Source organism: Polynucleobacter sp. (genome assembly GCF_030693775.1).
Taxonomy (GTDB): domain Bacteria; phylum Pseudomonadota; class Gammaproteobacteria; order Burkholderiales; family Burkholderiaceae; genus Polynucleobacter.
In genome coordinates, this window is the sequence record NZ_JAUXZY010000004.1 from 391,614 (window position 1) to 403,577 (window position 11,964).

The 11,964-nt window shown below is 50.9% G+C and carries 9 protein-coding genes; 3 read left to right on the forward strand and 6 right to left on the reverse strand.

What is annotated here, in order from left to right:
• Positions 1-5: 5 nt before the first annotated feature.
• The gene (locus Q8M75_RS04735) at positions 6-464 is read right to left on the reverse strand and encodes a tripartite tricarboxylate transporter TctB family protein (RefSeq protein WP_305486716.1); all 459 of its coding nucleotides are present in this window, start codon (positions 462-464) and stop codon (positions 6-8) included.
• Positions 465-590: 126 nt separating this feature from the next.
• Here Q8M75_RS04735 and alaS point away from each other — a divergent pair, with 126 nt between their 5' ends.
• On the forward strand, positions 591-3,224 hold the full coding sequence (alaS, locus tag Q8M75_RS04740) for an alanine--tRNA ligase (protein WP_305486718.1): 2,634 nt from the start codon (positions 591-593) through the stop codon (positions 3,222-3,224).
• A gap of 16 nt (positions 3,225-3,240) precedes the next feature.
• A complete protein-coding gene (locus tag Q8M75_RS04745; RefSeq protein ID WP_108469621.1) occupies positions 3,241-3,486 on the forward strand; it encodes a sulfurtransferase TusA family protein in 246 nt (81 codons plus the stop codon).
• A 4-nt stretch (positions 3,487-3,490) separates the two neighbouring features.
• On the opposite strand, the gene galU is transcribed toward Q8M75_RS04745, so the two are convergent.
• Together galU and Q8M75_RS04755 are read right to left on the reverse strand one after the other, a co-directional pair.
• A complete protein-coding gene (galU, locus tag Q8M75_RS04750) occupies positions 3,491-4,378 on the reverse strand; it encodes a UTP--glucose-1-phosphate uridylyltransferase GalU (protein WP_305486721.1) in 888 nt (295 codons plus the stop codon).
• Between the two features lie 58 nt (positions 4,379-4,436).
• Complete coding sequence (locus tag Q8M75_RS04755; RefSeq protein ID WP_305486724.1) at positions 4,437-7,352, reverse strand: valine--tRNA ligase; 2,916 nt, start codon at positions 7,350-7,352, stop codon at positions 4,437-4,439.
• Positions 7,353-7,376: 24 nt separating this feature from the next.
• Between Q8M75_RS04755 and Q8M75_RS04760 the strand changes: the two genes are divergently transcribed.
• Positions 7,377-9,728, forward strand: a complete 2,352-nt coding sequence (locus tag Q8M75_RS04760; RefSeq protein WP_305486726.1) for a UvrD-helicase domain-containing protein — start codon at positions 7,377-7,379, stop codon at positions 9,726-9,728.
• A 6-nt stretch (positions 9,729-9,734) separates the two neighbouring features.
• Here the strand turns inward: Q8M75_RS04760 and Q8M75_RS04765 are convergent, their stop codons facing one another.
• Genes Q8M75_RS04765 through Q8M75_RS04775 form a run of 3 tightly spaced genes read right to left on the reverse strand, consistent with a single transcriptional unit; the run spans position 9,735 to position 11,926 of the window.
• Complete coding sequence (locus tag Q8M75_RS04765) at positions 9,735-10,526, reverse strand: BPSS1780 family membrane protein (protein WP_305486730.1); 792 nt, start codon at positions 10,524-10,526, stop codon at positions 9,735-9,737.
• 23 nt (positions 10,527-10,549) lie between these two features.
• Complete coding sequence (locus Q8M75_RS04770; RefSeq protein ID WP_305486732.1) at positions 10,550-11,530, reverse strand: homoserine kinase; 981 nt, start codon at positions 11,528-11,530, stop codon at positions 10,550-10,552.
• A gap of 12 nt (positions 11,531-11,542) precedes the next feature.
• On the reverse strand, positions 11,543-11,926 hold the full coding sequence (locus Q8M75_RS04775) for a hypothetical protein (protein ID WP_305486735.1): 384 nt from the start codon (positions 11,924-11,926) through the stop codon (positions 11,543-11,545).
• Positions 11,927-11,964 lie beyond the last annotated feature (38 nt).

Sequence of the window (11,964 nt, forward strand, 5' to 3'; positions counted from 1 at the left end):
TCAACTTAGTTCATGAAGAAAGGCAAAAGCGGGAAAGAAAGTCCCAGTCCTTTAACAAATGCCAAATAGGTAAATACAACTAAAAAGGCCGCATTGAGTGATGTGCCCTTCCAGCCAAACTCGTGACTGGCTGAAGCGGAGACGAATACCAGTGCAAAAATCGCAAAGATGAAACCCATGGTGGGCAACAAAATGCCATAGAGCACAACCGATCCAGTGATCCAAAGCATGATTTTAAAATCCCACTTGGGCATTTTTTCTTCAATGGATTTTTTAGATATCGAGGTGTATAAAACAATCAGCCCGATTACAGCCATTAAGACGCCAAGCCAAAATGGAAAATAGCCTGGGCCCATCTTGGCGGCGGTGCCCATGCGATATTGCGTTGCGATGACTGCGAAAAAGATGCCAACCAAGATAAACATGATGCCGGCACCAAAATCTCTTTGGTTACGAATTTTCAAAACTGCGCTCCTTTTGGCTATTAGATAGCCACTTTAATTTTTTTAATGTTGTGCGATTGTAAGGCACAGATTCAGTCATATATAAAGGGTTTACCCTAATATTCGGTCAATGCCATAATTGAGGGTATGAAAGTTAACGAAATTCGCCAAGCCTACCTCGATTTTTTTGCCGCCAAAGGGCATCAAATTGTGCCTTCGAGCCCTGTTGTGCCGGGGGATGATCCTACATTGCTATTTACCAATGCAGGGATGAACCAATTTAAAGATGTTTTCTTGGGTTTTGATAAGCGCCCCTATCAACGCGCTACCTCGGCACAAAAGTGCATCCGTGCTGGCGGTAAGCACAATGACCTCGATAACGTGGGGTATACCGCCAGGCACCATACTTTTTTTGAGATGCTGGGTAATTTTTCATTTGGCGATTACTTTAAAAAAGATGCCATTGCATTTGCATGGGAATTACTCACCGAAGTATTGAAGTTGCCTAAAGAAAAGTTGCTGGTCACGGTATATGCCGAAGATGACGAAGCCTACGATATTTGGAACAAAGTGATTGGTGTTCCAGCGGACCGCATTATCCGGATTGGTGATAACAAAGGTGCTCGTTACGCCTCGGATAACTTTTGGATGATGGGCGATACCGGACCCTGCGGACCATGCACTGAGATTTTCTATGATCACGGCCCGGAAATAGCAGGCGGCCCTCCTGGCAGTCCTGATGAAGACGGTGACCGTTACATTGAAATTTGGAATAACGTGTTCATGCAATACAACCGTGATGAAGCGGGCGTAATGCATCCACTGCCCAAGCCCAGCGTGGATACCGGAATGGGTCTTGAGCGCATTGCTGCAGTACTGCAGCATGTGCATTCCAATTATGAGATTGATTTGTTTGTGCATTTATTGGCGGCTGCTAAAGCGGCCGTAGATAATGCTGGCGGCGGTAATTGCGATGCGACTAGCCCATCCTTAAAGGTGATTGCAGACCATATTCGTGCTTGTAGCTTTGTGATTGTGGATGGCGTGATTCCAGGTAATGCGGGTCGTGGTTATGTGCTGCGCCGCATTGCACGCAGAGCGATTCGCCATGGCTACAAATTGGGCGCGCGCAAACCATTTTTCTATCAATTAGTGCCAGCCTTGGTGGCGCAGATGGGCGATGCCTACCCTGAATTACGCCAAGCTCAAGAAAAAGTCGCTGCAGTACTCAAGCAAGAAGAGGAGCGCTTTTTCCAGACGATTGCGAATGGCATGGAAATTCTAGAAAGTGCTTTAGCTAATGGCAATAAAACGCTCGATGGCGAAACGGCATTTCGGCTACATGACACCTTTGGCTTTCCACTCGATTTAACGGCAGATGTATGCCGCGAACGGAATGTCACTGTCGATGCAGCTGGTTTTGAAGCAGCCATGCAACAACAGCGCGATCAAGCGCGCGCGGCAGGCAAATTCAAAGTAGCGCAAGGATTGGAATACAAGGGCGCGCCAACGCAATTTCATGGCTATGAGGGATTGCGTCATGAGAAAGCTACGGTGCTTGCCTTGTACCTTGATGGCGCTGCCGTGCAATCGATTCAGGCGGGTGATGCTGCGGTGGTTGTTTTGGATAACACGCCGTTTTATGCCGAGTCGGGCGGTCAAGTCGGCGATCAAGGCGAGTTACGTAATGATGCAGTCCGCTTTGAGGTTGCCGATACATTTAAGATTCAGGCCGATGTGTTTGGTCATCAAGGCGAATTACTCGAGGGCAAGTTAAGCATTGGCGACCACTTGGATGCCATCGTGGATACGCAGCAACGCTTTGACACCATGCGTAATCACAGCGCTACCCACATCATGCACAAAGCCTTGCGCGAAGTATTGGGGGATCATGTGCAGCAAAAAGGGTCGTTGGTTGATGCCAACAAAACCCGATTTGACTTTACCCATAACGCTCCTGTGACCCAAGAGCAGATTCGCCGAATTGAAGCCATTGTCAATGACGAGATTTTGCATAACCAGGCGACATCCGCCCAGGTAATGGCTTTAGAAGACGCACAAAAAACCGGCGCCATGATGCTCTTTGGCGAGAAGTACGGCGATTCCGTACGCGTCTTAGAAATTGGCACATCCAAAGAATTGTGTGGCGGCACCCATGTGTCACGCACGGGCGACATTGGTAGCTTAAAGATTGTGTCGGAGAGTGGTGTCGCAGCCGGCATTAGGCGTGTTGAGGCGGTAACTGGTCGCCATGCACTTCAATTTTTGCAAGCCTTAGAAGATCGCCTTCATGCTACTGCAGCAGTTCTAAAAACCAATCCCCATGAGTTAACTCAGCGGGTAACGCAGTTGCAAGACAGTTTGCGCCAAGCTGAGCGTGAGCTGGAAAAACTCAATTCCAAATTGGCTGCTAGTCAGGGAGATGAGTTGGCAGCGCAAGCAATCGATGTGGGTGGCTTGATGGTCTTAGCTGCTCGAATGGATGGCGCTGACGCGCAGGTTCTCCGCGAGACCATGGATGCCCTCAAAGGCAAACTGAAAACGGCGGCGATTGTGCTTGGCTCAGTACAGGGCGATAAAGTCAGCTTGATTGCGGGCGTTACTGCGGATGCAATTGGGCGTGTGAAAGCGGGTGATCTCGTGAATTTTGTTGCGCAGCAAGTCGGCGGCAAGGGTGGTGGCAAGCCAGAGATGGCAATGGCCGGGGGTACCAATCCATCGGCTTTGCCTGCAGCATTGGCGGGCGTAAAAGACTGGGTTATTCAGTCAAGTAAGGCCTAATAAAGAGGAGCAGGACATGAGTGAAGTCATCATCCCCGAAGTCAATCGTGAAATCGATGCGATTGGCATGAATTGCCCCTTACCGATTTTGCGCACTAAAAAAGCCTTAGCGGATATGGAGTCAGGCCAGATTTTGATGGTGAAGGCAACCGATGCCGGTGCTGCGCATGATTTCCCGGTCTTTGCCAAACAGACCGGAAACGAACTCATTGCTACCGCAAGTGAGGGCGATACCTTGATTTTTTATCTCAAGCGCCGCTAAGCGCTTAGGTTAACGATCTGTTTTTAAGATAGGCAGCGAACTCAGCGCCCAGCTCGGTGTGGCGTAAGGCAAATTCAACTGAGGCTTTCATATAGCCGAGCTTGCTACCGCAGTCATAACGCACGCCGTCATATTCATAAGCGAACACGGGCTCTTCCTTCAGGAGTGAGGCAATTGCATCGGTCAACTGAATTTCGCCGCCCGCGCCAGGTTTTAGGTTCCGAATGTGCGCAAAGATCGAGGACGATAAAACGTAGCGTCCAACCACTGCTAAATTCGATGGTGCATCTTTGGGGTGTGGCTTTTCCACAATCCCATTTAAGCGATAAATGCCTTTAGATACTTCGGTGCCAGCAACAATGCCGTAAGAACTGCTTTTGGCAGGATCAATTTTTTCAACCGCAATCACAGAGCCTTGTTGTGCCTCATGTACCTTGAGCATTTGCTCCAATACTGGGGGTTGGCCATCCAATAAGTCGTCGGCCAAAATGATGGCAAAGGGCTCATCGCGTACTAGCTTTTCAGCGCAGAGCACTGCATGACCTAGGCCCAAGGCTTCGGGTTGGCGTACATAGACGCAATCCACGTGACTGGGTTTAATACTGCGGACAATTTCTAGTAAAGCATGCTTATTTTTTGCCTCAAGCTCGGCTTCCAGCTCATACGCTTTATCAAAGTGATCTTCAATTGCACGCTTGCTACGACCGGTTACAAAAATCATTTCAGTAATGCCAGCCGCAATTGCTTCTTCTACGGCGTACTGAATCAATGGCTTATCCACCACATTGAGCATTTCCTTTGGGCTGGCTTTCGTGGCAGGCAAAAAGCGGGTACCCAATCCAGCAACAGGAAATACAGCTTTGCTAACTGGCTTAGAGAAAGGGGCGGTCATTGCAAATCCAATCAAACAAAAAGAATGGGCTGATTCTAGCGGAGATCAGGCATGCCAACTAGGCTTTGCCAAGGCGATCCAGCTGGGCAAGCAATTTTTCGTGGTTTTGCTCAAATCCAGCCAAACGCAGCTTTTCTTGTGCGACCACCTCTACAGGGGCGCGCGCAACAAAACTCTCATTATCTAATTTGCTGCGGGCTTTAGTGATTTCATTGGCAAGCCGGTCAATTTCTTTACGCAGCCGTATGCGTTCAGCGTCTACATCGACTTCAATCTTCAGGAGTAACTTCAGATCGCCCACTAAAGCAATGGGCGCCCCAGGGGCATCGCGCTCAAGCAAGGCTTCATCACTGTAAATCTTCACTTCCGATAGTTTTGCCAGTGCTTGCAAATAGGGGCTTGCCTTTTCTAAGAAAGCGGCGGGTCCATAAATCCATAGCGGTACTTTTTGCGCTGGAGAAATTTGCATCTCTCCTCGCAGGTTGCGGCAAGCATCGACAATCGCCTTGACTTGATTGACCCACGCTTCGCTGTGTTCATCGAGCTTTGAGGGTTGTGCCACTGGATAGGGCTGCAGGGCAATCGACTGCCCTGCTTGTTCAGAAAGTATCTTTCCGGTTTTGGGCCCAACCGTTTGCCATAGAGTCTCGGTAATAAACGGAATGAGTGGATGGGCCATGCGCAAAATGGTTTCCAGTACACGCAAAAGAGTACGGCGGGTTGCACGTTGTTGCGCTGGCGTGCCCGTTTGTAGCTGTACCTTAGCAAGCTCTAAATACCAATCGCAGTATTCGTCCCAGACAAACTGATAAATGGCGCTGGCGATATTGTCAAAGCGGTATTGCGTAAAGCCTTTTTCAACCTCAAGCTCAGTGCGTTGCAGGGCCGACACAATCCAGCGATCAGCCGCAGAAAAATCAAGATGGCCATCGGGGCCGCATTGCTCGTTGCAGGGGGCAAAGCCGTTGTCTTCATCTGATCCAGGGCAATTCATCAAGACAAAGCGGGTTGCATTCCAGAGTTTGTTGCAAAAATTCCGGTAACCTTCGCAGCGCTTCTGATCAAAATTAATGTTGCGACCCAGTGAAGCCAGCGAGGCAAAGGTAAAGCGCAGTGCATCGGTACCAAACGCCGGAATCCCCTCTGGAAACTCTTTCCGTGTTTTTTTGCCAATGCTATCCGCCTGCTTTGGATTCATCAGGCCGGTAGTGCGTTTGTCGATGAGGGTGTCAAGCGTGATGCCATCAATCAGGTCGATTGGGTCCAAGGTGTTGCCTTTGGACTTGCTCATCTTCTGGCCTTCCGCATCCCGTACAAGACCATGGACATAGACTGTATGAAACGGCACCTTGCCCGTGAAATGGCAGGTCATCATGACCATTCGCGCCACCCAAAAGAAAATGATGTCAAAGCCAGTAACCAATACCGAGGAAGGCAAGAAATGCTTGAGCTCCGGGGTTTCTTTGGGCCAGCCCAGCGCACTAAACGGCACCAGGGCAGAGCTAAACCAGGTATCGAGTACATCGGGGTCACGGGTGAGTGTGCCGGTATAGCCAGCAGCCAGTGCTTTTGCTTTCGCATCCGTTTCCGATCGTGCCACAAAAATTTGCCCAGCATCGCCATACCATGCTGGAATCTGATGACCCCACCACAATTGGCGCGAAATACACCAATCCTGAATGTTCTCTAGCCACTGGTTATAGGTGCTATTCCAGTTTTCAGGAACTAATTTGATGTCGCCACTCGTAACCGCATGCAATGCGGCGCTGGCAATGGATTCACCCGGTTTATAGGCGTTGTCTTGCGATGGTTTCGAAACCGCCACAAACCATTGATCGGTCAGCATCGGTTCAATAATCACTTGCGTGCGGTCGCCGCGCGGCACCATCAGCTTATGGGGCTGTACCTTTTCTAAAAAACCACTCGCCTCTAAATCGGCAACCACGCGCTTGCGGGCCTCAAAGCGATCAAGACCTTGGTATGCGATCGGTGCGTTCTCATTGATCTTGGCATCGAGCGTCAGAACATTAATGAGGGGAAGCTGATGGCGCTGACCAACGGCATAGTCGTTAAAGTCGTGTGCTGGAGTTACCTTCACAACGCCCGTACCAAACTCCAGGTCAACGTAATCGTCGGCGATGATGGGGATGGTGCGATCACACAGAGGTAGGCTGACCGATTGACCAATCAGATGGCGATAGCGCTCATCATTGGGATTGACCATGACGGCAACGTCACCCAGTAAGGTTTCTGGGCGGGTCGTAGCTACCACGAGGGAGCCAGAGCCATCGCTTAAAGGGTAGCGGATGTGCCACATGCTACCGTCTTCCTCTTCGCTCACGACCTCGAGATCGGAAACGGCTGTACCCAACTGCGGGTCCCAGTTCACGAGGCGCTTGCCGCGGTAAATCAAACCTTGCTCATGCAGGCGAACGAAGACTTCCACAACCGAGGCCGACATTTTGTCGTCCATCGTGAAATACTCCCGACCCCAATCAATCGACGCACCTAGGCGCCTAATTTGCCGAGTAATGGTCGAGCCGGAAGTTTCTTTCCACTCCCATACTTTTTCTAAAAACACATCGCGTCCTAAATCATGGCGGGATACTTTTTGCGCATCGAGCTGGCGCTCAACCACGATTTGCGTGGCAATACCAGCATGGTCGGTTCCTGGAACCCACAGAGTGTTTTTGCCAGACATGCGGGCATGACGGATCAAGCCGTCCATGATGGTTTGATTAAATGCGTGACCCATATGCAAGGTGCCGGTGACATTGGGCGGTGGCAGCTGAATGCTGAAATCCGCCTTATCGTCGTCAAGGGTGGCACTTGCTATGCCGCGCTTTTCCCATTCCGGACCCCAAAATGCTTCGATTGGGGCAGGTTCATATGATTTGGCTAGCTCGACTCCAGCAGGTGATTCTGCTGTGGACTGGGCTGGGCTTGATTCAGGGGTATTCGGGGAGATTGGCATAAGAGTCAAATTATAATTGGCGTAATGTATTCAGACCTACTCGCGAACCTAAACCCAGAACAACGCGAGGCAGTGACCTTACCTCCGGTTGCCGAAAATGGCCATGCCCAGTCCGCCCTGATCTTGGCCGGTGCCGGTAGCGGCAAGACGCGGGTACTTACCACCCGCATCGCCTGGCTCATCCAAACAGGCCAGGTTTCCCCAATTGGTGTCTTGGCGGTGACATTTACCAATAAAGCGGCCAAAGAGATGATGATGCGGCTGAGCTCGATGCTGCCGATCAATACCCGCGGCATGTGGATTGGCACGTTTCATGGTCTTTGCAACCGCTTGCTGCGAGCGCACCACCGCGATGCTGGATTGCCTTCCACCTTTCAAATTTTAGATACCCAAGACCAGTTGTCGGCAATCAAACGCCTGCTCAAAGGTTTGAAGGTCGATGATGAAAAGTACCCACCGAAGCAGTTGCAGTATTTCATTGCGCATGCCAAAGAACGGGGCATGCGGGCACGCGATTTGGAAAGCGGCGATGATTTTCAGGCGCGCATGGCGCAGCTCTACGATGCTTATGACCAGCAGTGTCAACGCGAAGGCGTAGTTGACTTTGCTGAGCTCTTATTGCGTAGCTACGAACTTTTAAAGCACAGTGAAGCCATTCGTACCCACTACCAAGAGCGCTTCCGTCATATTTTGATTGATGAGTTTCAAGACACCAATGCCTTGCAGTACGCCTGGTTAAAGCTGCTATCTGGCCACGATGGCGGCCGTGCCAAAGCGGATGCTAGCGCTGTCTTTGCGGTAGGTGATGACGATCAAAGTATTTATGCTTTCCGCGGCGCAGATGTTGCCAATATGCGCCTTTATGAAACTCAATTTCAGCCGATCATGGTCAAGCTAGAGCAGAACTACCGCTCGCATGGCCATATTTTAGATTCAGCAAATCACTTGATTGCGAACAACACCGGCCGTCTCGGAAAAAATCTGCGTACCGATGCGGGTCATGGCGAGCCAGTTCGCATCTATGAGGCGGCAAGCGACGGGATGGAGGCGAGTTGGCTGATTGACGAGATTAAAGCGCTCGTCAATGGCGGCTTACGACGCAGCGATATTGCTTTGCTCTATCGCAGCAATGCCCAGTCACGCATTATTGAGCACGGTCTATTTTCGTCAGGGATTCCATACCGAGTCTACGGCGGTCTGCGCTTTTTTGAACGCGCTGAAATCAAACATGCGCTCGCTTATTTGCGCTTATTGGAAAATCCTAATGACGACACCTCATTTTCTCGGGTGGTTAATTTTCCAACCCGTGGTATTGGTGCGCGCTCGATCGAGGCATTGCAAGACGCAGCACGGCAGCAGCAATGCTCACTGTATTTGGCCGCCTCTAGCTTAGAAGGAAAGGCCGGCGCGGCCTTGGGTGGTTTTGTGCGCTTAGTAGACCACATGCGCGAGGCAACCCGTCGCAACACCCTGCCTGAAACGGTTGAGTTTGTGATTCAGCACAGCGGTTTAATCCAGCACTATTTGACCGAGCGCGAAGGCCAGGATCGCGTTGAAAACTTACAAGAACTTGTTAATGCGGCTACGGCGTTTATTGCCGAAGAGGGTTATGGGCAAAATGCCGAAGCTGCATTACTGCCCGGAGAAAATGACCCAGGTACGCTCGAAGCGTCGCCGCTAGCTGGCTTTTTATCCCATGCCTCGCTTGAGGCAGGCGATAACCAAGCCCAAGCCGGGCAGGATGCCATTCAATTGATGACGGTGCACTCTGCCAAAGGGCTTGAGTTCACCGCTGTCTTTATCACGGGCCTCGAAGAGGGTTTGTTTCCGCATGAGAACAGCGTCAACGAAGCCAATGGTTTAGAAGAGGAGCGCCGTTTAATGTATGTGGCGATTACCCGCGCAAAAGAGCGCCTTTACCTATCGCATACGCAATCCCGCATGTTGCATGGTCAGGTGCGCTACAACATGCCCTCGCGTTTCTTGGAAGAGCTGCCATCCGATTCCCTGAAATGGCTGACACCCAAAGCAAAGGATGCCCGCTGGGGCGGTAGTCGTAATACTGGCTCCAGTTGGCAGGGTGGTGGCTATACCCGTCAGCGCGATAACGAGGGTATGGATACGTTTGATATGGAGACGCCGCGCTTAGGCAGTCGCAACAAAGCCACTGAGACCGTTAAGCGGATGGCTGCACCACCGCGTTCAGGCTATCCATTTACGATTGGCCAGCAGGTATTCCATACGAAGTTTGGCGAGGGCCGTGTTGTCGGCTTAGAAGGGCTCGACCTTGAGGCGCGTGCTCAGGTGAACTTCAAGCGCCATGGTGTGAAGTGGTTACAACTTAGCATCGCCAAACTCACAGCGATTGACGCCTAGGTCGACCTACCCTTCGGTCGATAATTGCTCAATATTGTTGTCAGTGAAGCAACCTTTCCAGGTTGCAAAAAAAGAGCAATACATAATCGTGAGTCCCGCCATCGAAATGGGTACAACCACGTAGGAAGCAATGCTCCCTAAATCGAGCGCATCGAGTAAGCCACCAATCATCATGGGCAATGCCACGAGAACGATGCCCCAAATCACCAAGTAATAAGCAAAGGCGGCGCGATTGGACCAGCATGCCATCCAGCTTGAAAAGATCGCTTGCGTTACGGGCATTTCAGCCCACGCCACCAAGAGGGGGGCGAACCACATCAGCATTGCAACTGGAACGTAGAGTAAGCCGCCAATAAACACTAATTTGTACAACTGTTGCATCGCCTCCGCACTCGGAGCTTGGTCGCTAGTCAAGAGCGGCAGTAGCGCTTCAAAGTCGACGATGAGGCTAGCCAAAAAACTCAAGATTAAGATGCAGGCGGTGTAAATCAGGCCGAGTTGCAAAATGCGCTTCCTTGCCACAGTGGATGGCAAGCGAAATGCAGCTAAATACGCCGTTGGCAGAATCCGCTCTTTTTGAATCGCTTGCCTGCATGCCGTCATAAACCCCACCGAAAGGGCGGGAGTGACTAAGAGCACAGCAAAAACACCAATCACTGGAATCAAAATAGACAGCTGTGCAAAGAAAATGTACATGAAGACCAGCATTAAAAACCCCAGCGGGTTTTGCTTAAAAAGCCAAAAGCCCTGGCGTATCCAAGTGATGGCTTCTTTGTGGTTAACGTGATTGAGTTTCATCTAGGCACTTTGTGGGATCAATTTTAAAAAATAGAGCCTGCAGCGGATTGGCGACGACTACGCAATATCCGTTCGAAGTGGCTTGGATCATGGGGTGTTAACATCTGGGCATCGCGGGGCAAATAAAAATCCCACAAACGCGAGATCCAAAAACGCAGGGCGGCCGCACGTAGCATCGCTGCAATACCGGCTAATTCATCTGGGCTGAGTGGCCGCACGGATTGATAAGCATTAACTAATGCCTGCATGCGAGCAGAGTCCAGCGCGCCGCCTTCTAGGAAGCACCAATCATTGATGGTGACCGCTAGATCAAACAACCATTTATCGGTACCGGCAAAATAGAAATCAAAAAACCCACCAAGGCGCATTGCTGAGCCTTGGCCTTCAAATAGGACGTTGTCGCGAAAGAGATCGCAATGGCTAGCGCCTTCGGGAAGTGCACGGTATGCGGCCGATGCAAAAAATGCTTCTTGAAAAGCCATTTCATCAACCAATAGGCTGCGTTGATCGTCACTCAGGTGGGGCAAGATTGCCGGAACCGTTTCGCGCCACCAGCCAAGGCTGCGCAGATTGGGTTGGTGCTGGGCAAAGTCGGCGCCAGCCAAATGCATTTTTGCCAGCATGCTTCCCACCATAGCGCAGTGTGCTGAGGAAGGCTGCATGCACGATGCGCCTGCGAGCTTGCTGACGATGGCAGCCGGCTTACCTTTGAGGGCAAACAAAATCGCGCCTGCGTGATTCGCAATCGGCTTAGGCACGGGAATGCCTTTTTCAGCGAGATGGCGCATGAGCTCCAGGTAATACGGAAGTTGCGCTGCAGATAAGCGCTCAAAAACAGTGAGAACGAATTCGTTTGGACCGCGCTCGTTGTTTGTGTCGAGAAAAAAATTAGAGTTCTCGATCCCGCCCTGAATGCCGCGAACAGCCGACGCTACCCCAATATCAAAGTCGGCAGAAATCCATTCCGAAATATCGCTTAATTCGACGGGAGTAAATACGGCCATACGAAGCGTGACTTAAAACGGAATGCTAATGCTGGGAACGCTGAGCAAATTGTCATTGGTTTTGTTACTCGGTCCAGGCATAACGGATGTGGGGGGCGACATTTCGTAGGTTCCCAAGGGTCCTTTGACTTGAACTTCCGTTGGTGCATTAGCATCACGAAATTCCTTGACTTGAGTGCCGCCTGGATCGGTGTACTCAAAAGTAGGTTTACGTGCATCTGCATTACCTAATGCGCCGGGGTTACCAACGGGGGCAGCAATCGGTTGATTGTTAATGCGGTTAAGCTCTGCTGGGCTCAGCGCCTGGGAATTTCCCCCTTGGGCTTGGGCAGAGGCGCAAATGGCCATGAGGCTTGAAATCAGCGAAGTGGCAAGCAGGTGCAGGGTTGGGCGCATAAAGTGTCTTGGTTTTTGGTTAGTTCAAGCTAGCCCCT

What these genes read in the sequence shown, in the direction of transcription:
- Q8M75_RS04760 (WP_305486726.1), top strand. Translation starts at nt 7,377, where the DNA reads ATGTATTCAGACCTACTCGCGAACCTAAACCCAGAACAACGCGAGGCA.
- Q8M75_RS04755 (WP_305486724.1), bottom strand. Translation starts at nt 7,352, where the DNA reads ATGCCAATCTCCCCGAATACCCCTGAATCAAGCCCAGCCCAGTCCACA.
- Q8M75_RS04770 (WP_305486732.1), bottom strand. Translation starts at nt 11,530, where the DNA reads ATGGCCGTATTTACTCCCGTCGAATTAAGCGATATTTCGGAATGGATT.
- Q8M75_RS04775 (WP_305486735.1), bottom strand. Translation starts at nt 11,926, where the DNA reads ATGCGCCCAACCCTGCACCTGCTTGCCACTTCGCTGATTTCAAGCCTC.
- galU (WP_305486721.1), bottom strand. Translation starts at nt 4,378, where the DNA reads ATGACCGCCCCTTTCTCTAAGCCAGTTAGCAAAGCTGTATTTCCTGTT.
- alaS (WP_305486718.1), top strand. Translation starts at nt 591, where the DNA reads ATGAAAGTTAACGAAATTCGCCAAGCCTACCTCGATTTTTTTGCCGCC.
- Q8M75_RS04765 (WP_305486730.1), bottom strand. Translation starts at nt 10,526, where the DNA reads ATGAAACTCAATCACGTTAACCACAAAGAAGCCATCACTTGGATACGC.
- Q8M75_RS04745 (WP_108469621.1), top strand. Translation starts at nt 3,241, where the DNA reads ATGAGTGAAGTCATCATCCCCGAAGTCAATCGTGAAATCGATGCGATT.